Source organism: Prosthecobacter sp., from assembly GCF_044232965.1.
In the GTDB taxonomy this organism is placed as follows: domain Bacteria; phylum Verrucomicrobiota; class Verrucomicrobiia; order Verrucomicrobiales; family Verrucomicrobiaceae; genus Prosthecobacter.
Genome location: NZ_JBIIKX010000015.1, coordinates 68354 through 83531, shown reverse-complemented (window position 1 = coordinate 83531; position 15178 = coordinate 68354). Strand labels below are relative to the sequence as shown.

The following is a 15178-nucleotide window of genomic DNA, read 5'->3' as shown; positions in this document are numbered from 1 at the left end:
GGAAGTGGCAAGCAGAAGGCATGGCAGAAGACGAATCACCCCGAAAAGACGTTGAAAGGCGGCAGGAGCTTGCAGTCGCAACCTACTCACCAACACGCACCCAAAGGTGCCCCACGGCGCGTTCGCCGCGCTCGTTGGTGTGCTCGACGGTGACGAGGTGGTCGCCTGCTTTCGCGAAGGCATGCTTCGTGACCGCGTAACCGTCTTTGGCGAGGGCTTTGGCGTTGCCGTCGGACCTCACGCTGATTTTCGGCGTGCCATCGCCGAAATCCCAGGTCTCGCCGCCAGTGGTGCGGAAGGTGCGGACTTTGAAGGTGATCTCGGTGCCGGGTTTGAGGCCGGTGGTGGGCCAGAAGGTCGGGTGAATCGTCGGTGGCAGGTTCTTTTCGTCGGTGCCGATGACTTGGACGATGGCGAAGTCGTAGCTCACGTTTCCGGCGGCATCGGTGACTTTGAGGACCTCGCTGTAAGCGCCCGGTTTCGAGTAAGTGCGCTCAATTTTCGCACCGGAGGCGGTCTTTCCATCCGTGAAGGTCCACTCGTGACTCTTGATAGTGCCGGATGCTGCCCACGACTTCGAGGCATCAAGCATGATCGTCTCGCCAGCACGAATGAAGTGATGTGGACGCGCCACAGCGATGATGGCGAGCTTGTTCTCACGCTGATACGCTTCCCACGCGAAGGCATAGGCCTCCTCCGTGCCCCACTTGCCAGAAGGTTGACGGCTTTTGATGCCGAAATGCAGATGCGTCCAGCCACCGCTTGCGCCTTCCTTGCCGAGGATGCCGATGCGCTGGCCCATCTTCACGCGTGTTCCCATCGTGATTGCCGGATCAATCGTGTGCAGATGGCTGTAGCGATAATACCAGCCACGCTCGTCGAGCACATACACCACATCGTAACGCGGCCTCACGGGCGTGAGCGAGTAACCCGGCAGCGTCTTCTCCGAAACACTCACCACAAGCCCATCCGTGGCCGCGATGACCTCCGTCAATCCTTCACAGCCGCCGAAGTCGAGGTCGTTGTGATAATAGATCTTCTCTCGGTCCGGCTTGTCGCCGCCATCGACGTAGGTTGGTTCATTGGAGAACTGTGTCGAGGTGGCGAACCAGCGTTGCTTCAGCGGATACACAAAGGTACCCGGATTGATCCACGGCGAGCCTTTGGGCCAAAGACGCAGCCTTGCATCTTTTTCGAGTCCCCATGAGTCCTCACCGCTGTCAGCATTGTAACCGCGCGTGATCGGGCAGTCGATCTGCACGCCGCCGACACTTTGCGGCAGATTATAGTTCGCGCTCGTGAGCCAGGCTTCGGTGCCATTGACCTCCACTTTCACCTTCGCCTCACGCACTGCCTTGGCCATCGAGTCGCGTTTCTCCTGCACATCGAGCAGTTTGACCTTGGCCGTGCTGCCATCGGCCAGTTTCACCTCGGCAGACTCACCGATCGTCAGATCGACCGCGCGCAACGTGGGTTCGATGGTCGGCTTGGGCAGGTCAGCCCGGAGAGCTGTGGAAACAAAACAAGCGAGCAGCGCAAAGCGGGAGAGATTCATCGTGACACGACTACGCGGACGATGGGCATGCTATTGCGCGACAGGCAAAGCCAGCGCAAGCGCCGTGGTGGCCCAGCATGCAGCGGTGATGGAGATGAACTGATCTTTGCCGTGAGGGTAACCGGACTCGAAGTATTTCTGGAAGGGCTTGGCGCGTGAAACGACGTGCCAGGAGCCGTCGGGGAGCTGGGCTTTGAGAAGCCACTGCAAGCTGCGCTGAAACGCTGGATCATCCGACGCGACACTGCCGGTGCGATGCAATGCGACGAGCGCGGTGCTGGTGGCGTAGGCGTCGGAGGTCATGTTTTCGAGCTGCGCCCAGCCGCCGTCCTCGCGTTGTGTACGGAGGAGGTCTTGCGAGGCGGACTTCGTATCGGCGCTGACGGAATGAAGCGCCCACAGCTTGAAAACACGGTCCTCAGTGTTCTGTGCAGGCGTTTTGAGCAGCCAGTCGCGTGCATGCTGGATGCGAGCATTCGTGCGGTCCTGTTGTGAGGTAGTGCTGAAGTGCCGGATGGATTCGAGAGCGAAGAACGTAGCGCTGAAAGGGCTTTCCTCACTTGGCGGACGGATGGAGGGCGGCTTCCAGTGTCCGAGTTCTTTTTGGTGGCCGAGCAAATACTCGACCACGGCCTCGGTGTTCGCGTCGGACTTCGAACCACCGAGTTTCAGCGTCCAGAGAGCCGATCCGGCGGTGAAGGCGTGCCCTCCCTGGCCTTTGCCTTGCAGGTAGTTCGCGCGGCCTTTGGCGAGGAAATCGGCAGTGAACTGGAGCTGTGTTTGAAGATTGCCCGCGTCGATCTTGAAGCCGCGTTCGCATGCGGTGATAAAAGTCATCACCGGCAGGCCGGTGTGATGGCAGGTGAAGCAGTTCGAGCGCTCGTCGATGGCGATGACCGAACTGCGCTCCAGCAGCGGCAGCGATTTACCAATGGCGGCGCGGATGGACGCCTCATCCGCCACCGCGCATGACAGCAGGGCAAAGCCAAAGAGCGGAACGAAGAACTTCATCACCCTCTAAACGTTCGGAGTCACACGCATCCATCGCTGCGAAACGGAGGCGACTTCAATCCGACCTCCACAATCAGCAACGCGGCAGCATCCACGCCGTAAGGGCCACGCAGGGCTGGCGTGCCCTCGGGATTCATGACGAGCGAGCAGCCGATGCACTTGTGGCCGGACCACTCGCCTTGGCTGATGACACCGACGTTGCTCGTGGCAGCGATCCACATTTTGAATTCGCGTGCGTCGGGGCCGTAGTTGTCGAGCCAGAGCTCGCCGTAATGCTCTTTGACGTTGTCGTGGTCCGGCGGCACCGCCCAGGCGCAGGGAGAGAGGATGATCTGCGCTCCCATCAGGCCAAGTGAACGGCTCACGACCTGGCCGGGCGCAAATCCGTCCGCACAAATCATGAGACCGATGGTTCCGAGTGGTGTGTGAGTGACGGCGAGGCGGTCACCGCAGGCATAAAGATGATGTGCCATCGCGAGTTCGTTGAGTTTGCGATGATGGAGCAAGATCTCGCCTACGGGTGAGATAAGCACGGCGCTGTTGAAGAGCTGATCGCCTGCGCGCTCGATCAAACCGGCGCAGACGTGGATGCGATGAGTTTTGGCAGCATCCCGAAGGCGCTGGCAGGCGTCACCATCGGGAATGGCACCTGCCTCGGTGAGTGCAGAATCGTGGCACCAGCCGCAATCGAGTGCTTCAGGCAGCAGGACGATTGCCGCGCCTGCTTGGGCCGCCGCCGTGATGAACTCAACCGCATGATGCAAGTTTGCATCCGGTTCGCCGCCGAGCACCGGCATTTGCGCGAGGGCGATCTTGAATGTGGACATTGCGGGCAGTTCGAATGCGAGAGCTCTTTGCTCATCTCGCGGAGCGAGATGGCTACTTTACACCGCTGAGCGGATGCTGCGTGACGGCGTCCCATGCGAGCTTTTGGAGCAGGGCGTTGAGTTTTTCGGCCTCGGGCAGCTTCGCGATGGCGGCAGGAATCGGCAGGCCGATGGGACTGCGGCCATAGATGACGGCGAAGTGGCAGTAGGTGGCGATGGCTTTGACGTGATCGCGCGGATGGCCGATGGGATCGGTGAAGAGATCGCTCTGCTTGGCGATGCCGGGTGCCTTGCCTTCGATGATGAGGCGGCGCAGCTCCATCACGGCCTGGCCGACGGGGACAACGAAGACGGCGGGCTTGTCCTTGGCGTATTTGGCGTTCAACTCGCGCACATGGTCGTCCATGGACTTGAAGTAGTCGTCATGCGCCGCGTGGAGATCAGCCATCGTCTTGCTGTCGCGGTCCACGACTTTGCCGTTGAGCGGTTTGCCCCAGAGCGATCCGTCATCAAACGTCATCCAGAATTCCTGCACGGTGATGCGGAGCTTCGGATTGTGCTCCAGCCCGAGCTTCACGAAGTTTTCGATGCCGGCATCGGGCAGGAAGATGGGCGAGAGGGTGAGCACGTCCGCCTTTCCTTTCATGAGCGCCGGTTTGATCTTCTGTTTGTCGCCCTGCGCGTCCCAATGCTGGATCGTGCGCGATCCTCCGATGGAGGAGAGGCCGACTTGCTGGTGACCAGTGATGCCAGCGTTTTTCGCCGCCTCAAGGAGCAGGCCTGGCATCCAGACATGGAAGCTGTGGCCTGCGGTGAGGATGCGAAGGCCTGCTGGTGGAGCGTCTGCTCGCGCGAATGTGGCGAGACAGAGGGCGAGAAGGCAGCGGAGGAGAGTGGTGCGTGTCATGGTGAAGCGTGAACGCCCGACGCATCTAAAATCTCACGGCACATCGACCTTCACCCGCAGGAACTGCTGCCCGGCTCCCACAGGCACATTCGAGCGCACGGTGATGGTTTCGAGTCCGCCGGAGAGCACGCGGGAGACCTCGGTGGTGGCCGCGGAGCTCCAGTCGAGGAGATCGCTCGACCATTCCACCACGGGCATGAGATCTGCGATGGCAGGATCACGCGTGAAGGTGAGGGCTGAATAACTCAGGCCGCTGATTGTGAAGAAACTTTGCACCGGCATCGCGGCACTGTCCGGCATGAGTGGGTTCGTACCCATCGCGGCTTCCAGCACATTAGCCAGACCATCGTGATCGGCGTCGTCGGTGAGTTTCTGGTTCATCAATCCATTCGCCGCCTGCCAGTATGCCGTGGTGTTCAGAAAGTTCACGTTTTCACGGTTAGTCACGCGTGGGTCGGTGAGCAGCGGGACGTAGTTGGGGTTGTCCTTGATCGCCACGTTCGGGCCGGTGGGCCAACTGTTCCAGATGACGAAGAAGGCGCTGCGTGGATACCAGGTGTCGAGAGCAGGGAGGTAGGTGGAGTTGTAGGCGTTGGGCACGTCGTCCTCATTTGCAGGCGGGCCGCCTTCGGTGATGGCGAAGGCTTTGGGATGCAGGCGCGACTGCGTGTCGGCATCGAAGCCGGGATTCCAGCCGCTGATGTAGGCACTGAAGCCGACGAGGTCGATGGCATCATCGCCTGGGTAATAGTAGTCCATGGCCGCGCCAGAATTGCTCGTGCCCACGGGGCGATGGATGCCGATGTGGCCCTCAATGGTCCAGATGATGTTGTGCAGACCTTTGACGTTCACCATGTAGTCGCGAAACCAGCGATACATGGTGACGAATTCACTTTGCTGGAGCCGTCCATACCAGTTCCAGCTTCCGTTTTGCTCGGAGAACGGGCGGAAGATCACTGGACGATCCGGGCCAAAGAGAGCGAGTTCCGCCGCGATGGCATCCATCCAGCCGATCATGCGCAAGTTGGCCGCGGTGCCAGGTGTGAGCAGGTCGGCGATGTCCACCCCGGTCTTGTCGCCGTTGAAGTTGTTCGTCCATGGATTGCGCGGCGTGAAATGGAGCACAACTAGGCCGCCCGCATCCATGTAGGAGCGTCCGACAGGCCCACTGGCCGTGATTTGCAAAGGCTGCGCGGCGCTGGGGCCTTCCGCTGTGATGCCGAGCACGGAGACCCAGCTTGGGTAGCCCGCATTCGTCATCAGCGTATTCAATCCGACGACATAGTTCGTGTAGTCGCCATTGGCGATGTCGTGTGCTTGCTGCCCCGTGAGGTAGCGACCGCTGCCGCGAGCGCCGCGTGTTTGCAGATAATACAGCAACGCTTTCGTCGCCGTGCTGGCGAGTGGATCACTCGTGATGCCGGGATAGGAGGCGACGCTGAGTGGGTTCGTGTTCGCCCAATATTCAATCTTGTTGCTGTGCCCGTCGTTGTCTGCATCCAGCGCTGCGTCGGTGTCGGAGTTCGGATTGAGGCCGTTCGCCAGTTCCCATTTGTCCGGCAGTGTGTCGAGGTCGGTGTCTTTCGAGTTAGGATTCGTCGTGGTCTCTTCGGCGTTGCTCAGACCATCGCCATCATTGTCGAGTTCCATGAAGACATCGTCAAGGTTGTAGGAGGGAAAGGCGCTGACAGGTGCGGCACCCGGATGAAGCTGCTCCACGGCAAAATACATCCGTGCTGCTGTCGGCGTGCCATTCCATGTGACCGGTGCGCAGCCTTCGACGGTGATCCACTGGCCGACGCGATCACTGCGCACCACTGTCTCCGCCATCAGGATTGGTGTTTGCGCAATGCTGGAGGCTACAAACAATAGGCAGCGGATCTGTGCCTGGCTGTCGGATTTGATCTTGAAGCGCGTGACATACGTCGCGCCGTTCGTCAGTGCAGACAGCACGTTTTGCTGCTGCACCGGCCCATCCGTCGCCGCGCCCCGACCCGTCACGCGCAGCGAGAGAGGTGATGAGGTGAAGTCCGAAGTGGTGCGCGTGACGCTGAGGCCGACCGTCGTGCCATTCACCTGCCAGGGAGTGATTTGCGCGAGGTTCGCCGGATTACTATCAAAGCCGCCATTCTGGATCGGACCCGCGATGACGGAGAGGGAGACGAGCGAAAGAAGAAGTGTTGCTTTCATGCGCCGACTGTCCGGCCTGATCGCAAAACGAACAATGCACCTGCGGGAGCATGACCCTCATCGGTCAAGGTGCTGTGACTTGAAGCCTCATGAACCGATGACCCGAAGCGCCAATAGCCACGTTGTCGCGCACCGTGATGAACTCCGCACCACCCGCAGCCGTGTGCGATATTTCGGTGGTGATGGCATTCGATGGTGTGACGCCATACGGCGAGTAAACGGAGCCATCCTGCCATGTGCTGAGGTCGTCGGAGACTTGAACGGTGTAGATCACATCAACGGCGGCCCCTGTGCGAGTGAAGCTCAGCGACAGGTAATTGCCAGCGTAGCCGGGCACTGGCATGAACGCCGAAGGCGGGTTGCCGACTTGCGCACCAAGCGCGTATTCCATCAAGTTGCTGACGCCATTGTGATCCGCGTCGGCTTCATCTCCGCCGATCTGCGGATCGCCTGCATCCGCGCCAAAACGCGTCTGTCTCCAAACGTCGCGTGGCGGCGCGACGACGATGTCACGCACGAGCTCGGCGTTACGAATCGCACCCTGGAAGATGGCGGTTCCTTTGCCGAGATTGACGGCGTAGAGGCCTGACCCGGTCGCTCCTGGCAGGCTCAGACTGGCCCAGCCAAACGCGGCCCCTGATGGAATCTCGAGCGAAGATTGCGTCTCGGTGTTAAAGCCAAGCATGCCGATAGTGGCGAGCTGTCCCGTCGCAGGAGTGGCGATGCTAACTAGCGTGTCGCGAGCAGCATCGATTCCATAGACTGATTGTAAACCACCGATCCACGCGAAGTCTGCACCAACAATCTGCGGCGTGGCAGCCGCATTCACATCGCCCGCAGTGTAGGCTGGAGCGGTCTCGGAGGAAATCACTGCGCCAGTGGCTGAGTTGATCACGATATTTTGCCCAGAGGTCGTGAACAAAAGCAGACGCCCCGTCACGCGATCAAACGCGAGGTCCATTGTCTCACCCGTGGGGGCTGGTGAAAGTGCGGGCCCAACAGCGACAGCGACGCCGGTGAATGGATTCACCGTGTAGAGCACGCCTGCGGTGCCGACAGCGAAAAGCTTTCCGGTCACTGGCTGCACGGCGAGGGCGCGCAAGGAATCGCCTGCCACGAGTCCGCTCGGGATCGTGAAGCTCAGCGGCGTGCCGGGCGCGTGAGTTTTGAACAGAAAGAGCGCGTTGCTCGTGTGGCCGAGCGCATACATGAGCGTGGACGGCGGCGTGTCATCGTCTTGAACCATGAGCGTCGCGGTGTCGATCACTCCGAGCACGGCTCCACCACTAGGCGAGAAGAGCGCGAGGCTGATCGTCTCGGCGTTTTCGATCTCGGTGTCATTCAAGACGGGCACCACAAAGATCTTCGGCGCGCTGTCGCCATCGGCCCACGCCAGCGTGCCGACGCTGCCTGCATAGTCCGCTCCGTCAGCGGCGGTGCCACCAGCGACGGTGGCAAAACTCACGCCCACTGCGCCCAAGGCACCTCCCAACCGCGTGACCGTGATGGATGCCGAGCCACCAGACTCGCTGCGGTTAAAGCTGCCGACGCTGAATTGCAATGCGCCCCCTGGCGGTGGCACGCTGGCGAGTCCGGTGCTCTCCAACGCACCGAGATCCGTCGCGATGCCTTGCAACGTGCGTGCCTGAGAGCTCTGCGGGAATACATACTCACGCATCACCGTGAGATCGAGTGGCAGACCGGCGATCACCTCGCCAACATCCAGAATGTTCGACGGCGTGAGCACATGATAATCGCGCGCATTCATGTCGATGAAGTGCGGATCATTCGCGCCGAGCGCATCGCCGACGATCAAGTTATCGGTCCCGATCAATTCACCGGACCAGGCTTGGCTGGGGGCCGTTTTGCGCCAGCCGGGGCTGATCCAATTCCTGCCGAGGGTGATATCGCCGCCGCCATTGGTGGTGCCGCTGTTGATGAAACGAAAGGCGTCATAGATGCCTGCCTGGAGCGCTGGATCGGTGTAGAAGATGTTGTTCCGGCAATCGACATTCTCATGCGTCGGGTTGGTGCTGGTCGCATTGGAGGTGTAGCTGCTACCTGGAAGCAGGAGGAGAGTCAGACCGGAGTGATGGCTCACGATCGTGTTGTTATACAGATGCAGCGTGCCGCGGTACACGGGATCGTAGAGCGGCGCCCCATCAAACGCACCCCACATGAAGGCGGTGATGCTTCCTGGGTAATCTTTGATGGTGATGAGGTTCCCATAGACGTAGGCGTCGCGGTAGTCAGGCTGGAGATCGATCTCGCCAGTGCCAGCCTGGGCGTTGGGCATGGCGATGACGTTCGACTGGCCATCCATGACGAACTCGTTGTAACGAATGACGATGCCTGACGAGCGATTCTTGATCGCCGTGCCGTGGGCGTTCGGGCGCAAGCCGCCAAAGCGGTTGTATTGAATGATGCTGCCAGCGCACTCCACGTAGATGTGATGTTCGCCGAAGCCGTTGCTCAAGGGCACGCCATTTGGGTCGGTGGGGTTGGGGATCGGAGGGTTGGAGTTGTCGTGAAGGTAGTTGCCTTCGATGAGCAGGCGGCGGGTGATCTGAAAACCCGGATTCTTGGAGTTCGCGTAGATGCCGTTGCCGCAGTTGCTGACCTCACAGCCGCGAATGGTGAGATCGTGCGCCCACTCAATGTAGATGCCTGCGGCAAATGCGCCGTAGCCGCGGACGGTGCCGGATTTGTCCGTGTAAGTGATGCTGCCATCGCCCGTGTAGGTGGCGTTGCGAATATCAAGCGTCTCGATGTCCACGAAGTTGATGTTATAAGCACCGTAAACATAGGTGCTCTGGCGCGGGCTCACGAGAATGACGCTCCACTCGGTGAACTTGGGATGCCGGGGGTCAAACGCGGGATCTTCGATGGCATCCTTGCCGTCGATGATTGGCAGCGCGTGGGTTGTCGGATCAGGAATGCCACGGATGACAATGTGCTGCGCCGCCGTGCCGCTCGCGGAGATTTGGATCTTCTCATGATAGCCGCCGGGCTTGTAGTGAATGTTGACGACATCACCTGGCTGCAAATTGGCCCACGCCACATCGCGCAGCATGGTCTGCGGTCGGCCGGGGCCAACATCATAAGTCGCGGCAAGCGTGCGATTCGTCAGGCAGATGGAGAGTAGAAGAACGAAGGCGTGAAGGTTTCTCATGACTGGGCCAAGGCTCGCGTGGCCAGGGAAACTCACAATGGATCGAAGGTGGTAATCAACTTGCAGCAGCGATCATCTCGACTCCGCCAGCACTTCCAGAGCACGCAGCGTTGCGCTCGTTCTGCCTTCGACACCCAGCTTCTCGAAGATGTGATTCGCATGCTTCTTCACCGTGCCAACGCTGATGCCGCAAAGTGTGCCAATGTCGCCATTGCTCTTGCCCTGAGCCATCCAGAGCAAGATCTCCGCCTCGCGCGGCGAGATGCCCAGCTTCTCCAGCGGTGTGGCATCCTCGAAGCTCGGCGTGAACGCGCGAACCTGCGAGTGACGCTGCAAACGTGTGCGCACGGCAGCGAGCAGATCGCCACTGGAGACGGGCTTTGGCAGGTAATCGTCCGCACCGAGCGCCATGCCGGTGCGCAGGTCCGGCATGCCTCCCTTTGCCGTGAGGAAGATGAATGGCAGCGAGGCGAGAGCTGGATCGGCACGCACTTGCGCGAGGATGTCGTAGCCATCCATGCCTGGCATCATGATGTCGCACAGGATGAGCCCAGGCTTCGACTCACGCAGCATTTGCAATCCCGTGGCCCCATCGGCTGCGCTCAGCACCTGATAGCCCTCGATGGTGAGGATCTGCGCGATGTTTCGCCGCAGGCTCGCGTTGTCTTCGATGAGCAGAATCGTGGTCATGTTACAGCATTGGTGGGAATCGTGATGGTCACCGTAGTTCCCTTGCCCTCGGCGCTTTCGATGTTCAGCGAGCCTCCGTGCAAAGCAGCGCATCGACTCGCAATCGCCAGCCCAAGCCCCGTCCCCGGAGCTTCCCCCACATTGGTGCAGCGGTGGAATGGATCACACACTCGCGGAATATCGGCGGAGGGGATGCCGATGCCTTCGTCGCGAACGACAAGCGTCGTGCGCTCATCATCGGCGGCAGCTTCCAGAGTCACCGGCTGGTCTGGCTCCGAGTATTTGACCGCATTGCCCAACACGTTCTCCAGCAGGCTGCCGATCAACAACGGATCGAGCATCACCTCACACTGCGGAGCACGCACCTTGATGCGGCGCTCGCTACCGACTGCTTTGGTCATGCGTTGCGCAGCTTCTTCACAGATGGCGGCCAGGCTCACAGGTTTCCTCTGACACGCAGTGCCTCCGGCTTCCATGCGCCCCAGAAACAACACCTGCTCCACCATCGCCGTCATTTGATGTGTGTTGTCGCGGATCTCATCCAGCACTTCCCGGCGGCGCTCGGGCGTCAGGTGCTCCGCATATTGATCCAGCAAATCCGCGCCTGATTGGATGATGCCCAGCGGCGTGCGAAACTCATGTGACACACTTTGCGTGAAGAACCGCTGCTGCCGCAACACCTCGCGCTCGGCCTCCAGCGATGCGCTGAGACGTGCAGATCGCCCGGCCAGTGACGCGAGCAATAACAGCGGCAGCGTGCTCACCCCCACCGCGATGAACATCAGCCACGGCGTGGGAGCGCCATATTTTTCAAACCCCGCGCCACGCCGAATACGGACCACCCACGTTGCCGCGCCGTCACTGACCGGCACAAAACTCTCGATGTCCGACGAGGCTTGCATCGTCGCCTGAGGCGCGGCTGACAGCACGTCGTCACGGATCAACTCCAGTTCATGGTCTCCACACAACGATTCGAGATCAATCCACGCCACAATGTAACCACGCGAATCACTCGTGGGTGATGTGCCAGGAATCGCCAGCAGCACCAGCATGAGTTTGGGATCGACCATGCAACCCAGGGTCGCAAACGGATCTTTAGGAGGCGCAGCTTTGAGCGCATCAGCGACGCCGCGCTGTTGTAGCAGATCATTCCCCAAAGCCGCAACGGGCGATCGCTGATCGCTCAACCATCGCAGGATGAGCTGCCCGCTCTCTCGTCGCGCATAGCCCATGGCGAGGAGATGCGGCAGCCTCTGCTGCCATGGAAACGCAAGCGCCATCTTTCCTGCCAGCAGACCAGCCTCATCCAAATTCCGCGCCTGCTGCCGCACCTCGCGAGGCAGGTAGGTTTGACGCTCAAAGCTGCGCAGGAGTTGCTCCGCCAGCACCTTCATGGTCGTCTGATAAACCAGCGCATCCTTCCGCAGTCCATCGCGATACGTCCGCACAGCCAGCCATGCCGGCACCAGCGCAAACACGAGCGCCAGCAGTGCCAGCAAACGCGACTGCTCGATCCAGCGGACTCTTTTCATCAACCGCACCCTACACCGCTAGCCACCGCCGCCAATACCTCTGAAGAGGTATTCCGCAGCTTCCCGGAGACATGCTCCTTTGGGAGCATCAGTCACCGCTCATGGGCCTTGCATCCGGTCGCGATGCAGGCTGAAATCCCCGCATGAATTTTCGACGCGCTCTTTTGTGGACCCATCGCTGGGCTGGCGTGCTCGCGGGTGCGGTCATTCTCGTCATCGCCTTCTCGGGCAGTGCCTTGGTGTTCGAGCCGACGATCCAGCGCTGGCTGCGACCGGATTTATGTCCCAAGGAGGCCACCGCGAAGACCGACCGGGTCCCGATCTCCTCCGTGCTGGCCAGCCAGCCGCGTGTGCAGGGCATCCGCCTGCCGCGTGATGAAACCGACGCGCTCGTGCTCTTTGCCGGGCCGCAGGCCTTTCATTTCGATCCCAAGGATGGCACGTTGCTCGGCACGCGGCCACGCATGGGCGGATGGGAACAGACGATGATGAAGCTGCATGTGAATCTGCTTCAAGGCCCGACTGGCGGCACCGTCGTGGTGGTGGCCACTTGCATCACGCTGGGGCTCGCGTTCTCCGGTTTGTGGCTGTGGTGGCCTCTGCGCATCTTTGGCTTTCGCAAGGGCGCGAACTTCCGCCGTTTCAATCTCGATCTGCACAGCGTCGCGGGCCTCTACTCGTCGGTTTTCCTGCTCATCCTCTGCATCACCGGCCTCACGCTGCGTTACATCCATGGGGAGCATCCGCAGCCGCCACAGGTGCCTTTCACACAACCTGTGCAGCCGCTTCTCAGCGTGGATGAGGCCGTCCGGCTCGCCGAAGCTGCGCTGCCTGGTGCCCGAGCCGCCTCCGTGGAGATGCCGCCTCCGCAAAGGCCGGTGTTTCGCATCCAGCTCGCATTTCCGGAGGATGGATCACCCGCCGGGCGTAGCGTGGCCTTCATCAGCCGGCTCGATGGCGGCGTGCTCGGCCTGCACAGCTCGCGGGAAGGCACGCTCATGGAAAAATACCAGATGGCGCAACTCTCCCTCCACACGGGCAGCATCGGCGGAGCCGCCACGCGCTGGCTGGCCTTTCTCACCTGCGTGGCGCTGCTGCTCCAGGTGGTGAGCGGCTATGTGCTCTGGCTGAAACGCAAATCGTCATGAAAACTCCGCGCTGGATCGAGCAACCCCGCGCGCTCGCGGCGCTCACGCTGGCTTTTGCGCTGGTGCCTGCGGCGATTGCTTTCGTCACCTTCAGGGCGGCGAGAGAGCGGGACGCTAGGCTCTTTGACACCGCGACGGAGGTGCTCGTGGAGCAGCTCAAGATCAACACGCTGCGCCATCAGAACTTCCTCAACATCATGCGCAATCAGTGGCGCTATTTGGAGAACCCTGCCCGGCCTCCGAAAGGCATCCCGCCCTCTGGCTGGGAGACCCGGATCACACATCTGCGGGCCATCGCCTATGCCGGTCATGAGACTGAAACAAGCATCCCCGTCCTCTGGCAGAAGGGCCGTGGCACCTCCGCGAAGGTGGGGGATAACCTCGCGGAGAATCCGCTGCTGGCCTCCGCATTGCGACAGGCTCGTCTGAGCACCGCACCACTCGTGTTCGGCGCGCATCCTTCCAAGAGCACCCTGGTGGTCGCCGGGGCTATGACCTCGCCTGCCGACAACACGCTGGTCATCGGTTACATGCTTGGCTGGCTCGATCTCGAATCGTTCTGCCACGATCCGGCGCTGCCGCTCTTGAGTGGCGCGGTGCTTCACGCGCGTCCCGTCTCCGCCGAAGACGCGCCTGATCCCTCCGAGCGGCGCAAGCTCATCAGCGATGGCGAAAACAAAACAGAGTGGACCGTGTCCGTCACACGCGGCCCAGGCTTCAGCCGCGAGTATGGCACACCCACACCATGGATTGGATTCGCCGCTCTGGCACTCAGCGTCGTGCCCTTGTCCATCCTCGTCATCATCGCAGCTCGCGCCGGCAAACTCCGCGCCGCTCTGGATGCCGAGCGCGAACTCGGGCGGATGAAAAACCAGTTCGTCAGCAGTGTCTCCCACGAGTTCCGCACGCCGCTGAGCGTCATCCTTTCTGGCGCGGAACTGCTGGAGGCTCATGCAGGCCAGCTCAGCGAATCACGACGGCTCGAACTCCTCACGCAGATCAAATCCTCCACAGGCCGAATGAACGAGATGGTGGAGCAGGTGCTCCTACTCGGCCGCATCGAGTCCGGCGCGATGAAGGTCAATCCACAACCGATGGATGTCGCCGAATTCTGCCGCGAAATCGTGGAGGAGGTCCAGATCGCCACGCAGCGGAGATGCGAGATCGAAGCAGATGTTGCAACCTTTGACGCTGCCCCAAGGCCGCTCGACGCCTTGCTCTCGCGCAGTATCTTCGTCAATTTGCTGTCTAATGCGGTGAAGTATTCGAAGCCTCGAAGCAAGGTGATCTTTGCCGTTCAAGTGTTCGATCAAGCTATGCGTTTTCTCATTACCGACGAAGGCATCGGCATTCCTGCCGCTGATCTCGCGCAGTTAGGCCAGCCCTTCCATCGAGCTTCCAACGTCAGCGACATCGCGGGCACCGGATTAGGTCTCGCGGTGGTGAAACGCTGCGTGGCACTCTGTGGCGGTACTTTCACCATTCAGAGCGAGGAAGGCCGGGGAACTCAAACCGTCGTCACCCTGCCCGCATGACCACGATCCTGCTCATCGAAGACCACGCGCCGCTGCGCGAAAACCTGCGCGAGATGCTCTCGCTGGCCGGGTACCAGGTCCACGCCGCAGACAATGGCCTCGAAGGCCTGCGAATGGCCGCGCAGCAGCTCCCGGCGCTCATTTTATGCGACATCATGATGCCCGGCATGGACGGCCACGAGGTGCTCGCCCGGCTGCGGGCCGACGCGGCGCTGAAAGCCGTGCCGTTCATCTTTTTGACCGCCAAAGGCACACCGCCGGACATTCGTGAAGGAATGAACCTTGGTGCCGACGACTACCTGCCAAAGCCCGTTTCGCGAAACGACCTGCTCAAAGCCGTACGGACACGCCTGGAGCGGGCAAAGCAGCAAAAGCAGAGCTTCGCGCCGAACTTCGATGACCCGAAGCCGCTCGAAAAACTCGGCATCTCTCCCCGCGAGGCCGAGGTTCTGCTCTGGGTGGCTCAGGGCAAAGGAAACCACGAGATTGCCCATATCCTCGGTCTCAGCATCGCCACGGTGAAGAAGCACACCATTCACATCTTCGAAAAGGTAGGTGTCGAAAGCCGCACGGCAGCCAGCTTGCGGGCGCTTGAAGCTTTGGCGTAACGA

The 15178-nt window shown here is 60.8% G+C and carries 11 protein-coding genes; 3 read left to right on the top strand and 8 right to left on the bottom strand.

Annotated features, from left to right (window positions below):
• Positions 1-82: 82 nt before the first annotated feature.
• The 8 genes from ACILSI_RS08975 to ACILSI_RS08940 form a co-directional block, all read right to left on the bottom strand.
• A complete protein-coding gene (locus ACILSI_RS08975; RefSeq protein WP_395721529.1) occupies positions 83-1555 on the bottom strand; it encodes a PKD domain-containing protein in 1473 nt (490 codons plus the stop codon).
• Between the two features lie 30 nt (positions 1556-1585).
• Complete coding sequence (locus ACILSI_RS08970) at positions 1586-2566, bottom strand: prenyltransferase/squalene oxidase repeat-containing protein (protein WP_395721528.1); 981 nt, start codon at positions 2564-2566, stop codon at positions 1586-1588.
• 20 nt (positions 2567-2586) lie between these two features.
• Positions 2587-3393, bottom strand: coding sequence for a carbon-nitrogen hydrolase family protein (locus ACILSI_RS08965; protein ID WP_395721527.1), 807 nt, complete (start codon positions 3391-3393; stop codon positions 2587-2589).
• 52 nt (positions 3394-3445) lie between these two features.
• A complete protein-coding gene (locus ACILSI_RS08960) occupies positions 3446-4300 on the bottom strand; it encodes a hypothetical protein (RefSeq protein WP_395721526.1) in 855 nt (284 codons plus the stop codon).
• 33 nt (positions 4301-4333) lie between these two features.
• Positions 4334-6490 (bottom strand): glycosyl hydrolase, encoded by a 2157-nt coding sequence (locus tag ACILSI_RS08955; RefSeq protein ID WP_395721525.1) that lies wholly within the window; start codon positions 6488-6490, stop codon positions 4334-4336.
• Between the two features lie 64 nt (positions 6491-6554).
• Positions 6555-9662, bottom strand: coding sequence for a DUF4394 domain-containing protein (locus ACILSI_RS08950; RefSeq protein ID WP_395721524.1), 3108 nt, complete (start codon positions 9660-9662; stop codon positions 6555-6557).
• Positions 9663-9734: 72 nt separating this feature from the next.
• Entirely contained in the window at positions 9735-10352 is a 618-nt protein-coding gene (locus tag ACILSI_RS08945) for a response regulator (protein ID WP_395721523.1), read from the bottom strand.
• Positions 10349-11884, bottom strand: a complete 1536-nt coding sequence (locus tag ACILSI_RS08940; RefSeq protein WP_395721522.1) for a sensor histidine kinase — start codon at positions 11882-11884, stop codon at positions 10349-10351. Before ACILSI_RS08940 ends, ACILSI_RS08945 begins: the two co-directional genes overlap by 4 nt.
• 143 nt (positions 11885-12027) lie before the next feature.
• Here ACILSI_RS08940 and ACILSI_RS08935 point away from each other — a divergent pair, with 143 nt between their 5' ends.
• The 3 genes from ACILSI_RS08935 to ACILSI_RS08925 are packed head-to-tail and all read left to right on the top strand — an operon-like array spanning position 12028 to position 15175.
• Positions 12028-13032 (top strand): PepSY-associated TM helix domain-containing protein, encoded by a 1005-nt coding sequence (locus tag ACILSI_RS08935; RefSeq protein WP_395721521.1) that lies wholly within the window; start codon positions 12028-12030, stop codon positions 13030-13032.
• Positions 13029-14567, top strand: a complete 1539-nt coding sequence (locus tag ACILSI_RS08930; protein WP_395721520.1) for a sensor histidine kinase — start codon at positions 13029-13031, stop codon at positions 14565-14567. The genes ACILSI_RS08935 and ACILSI_RS08930 overlap by 4 nt, the downstream gene beginning before the upstream one ends.
• On the top strand, positions 14564-15175 hold the full coding sequence (locus tag ACILSI_RS08925) for a response regulator (RefSeq protein WP_395721519.1): 612 nt from the start codon (positions 14564-14566) through the stop codon (positions 15173-15175). The genes ACILSI_RS08930 and ACILSI_RS08925 overlap by 4 nt, the downstream gene beginning before the upstream one ends.
• Positions 15176-15178: the final 3 nt, after the last annotated feature.

What these genes read in the sequence shown, in the direction of transcription:
- ACILSI_RS08965 (WP_395721527.1), bottom strand. Translation starts at nt 3,393, where the DNA reads ATGTCCACATTCAAGATCGCCCTCGCGCAAATGCCGGTGCTCGGCGGC.
- ACILSI_RS08935 (WP_395721521.1), top strand. Translation starts at nt 12,028, where the DNA reads ATGAATTTTCGACGCGCTCTTTTGTGGACCCATCGCTGGGCTGGCGTG.
- ACILSI_RS08940 (WP_395721522.1), bottom strand. Translation starts at nt 11,884, where the DNA reads ATGAAAAGAGTCCGCTGGATCGAGCAGTCGCGTTTGCTGGCACTGCTG.
- ACILSI_RS08955 (WP_395721525.1), bottom strand. Translation starts at nt 6,490, where the DNA reads ATGAAAGCAACACTTCTTCTTTCGCTCGTCTCCCTCTCCGTCATCGCG.
- ACILSI_RS08975 (WP_395721529.1), bottom strand. Translation starts at nt 1,555, where the DNA reads ATGAATCTCTCCCGCTTTGCGCTGCTCGCTTGTTTTGTTTCCACAGCT.
- ACILSI_RS08925 (WP_395721519.1), top strand. Translation starts at nt 14,564, where the DNA reads ATGACCACGATCCTGCTCATCGAAGACCACGCGCCGCTGCGCGAAAAC.
- ACILSI_RS08960 (WP_395721526.1), bottom strand. Translation starts at nt 4,300, where the DNA reads ATGACACGCACCACTCTCCTCCGCTGCCTTCTCGCCCTCTGTCTCGCC.
- ACILSI_RS08950 (WP_395721524.1), bottom strand. Translation starts at nt 9,662, where the DNA reads ATGAGAAACCTTCACGCCTTCGTTCTTCTACTCTCCATCTGCCTGACG.
- ACILSI_RS08970 (WP_395721528.1), bottom strand. Translation starts at nt 2,566, where the DNA reads ATGAAGTTCTTCGTTCCGCTCTTTGGCTTTGCCCTGCTGTCATGCGCG.
- ACILSI_RS08930 (WP_395721520.1), top strand. Translation starts at nt 13,029, where the DNA reads ATGAAAACTCCGCGCTGGATCGAGCAACCCCGCGCGCTCGCGGCGCTC.
- ACILSI_RS08945 (WP_395721523.1), bottom strand. Translation starts at nt 10,352, where the DNA reads ATGACCACGATTCTGCTCATCGAAGACAACGCGAGCCTGCGGCGAAAC.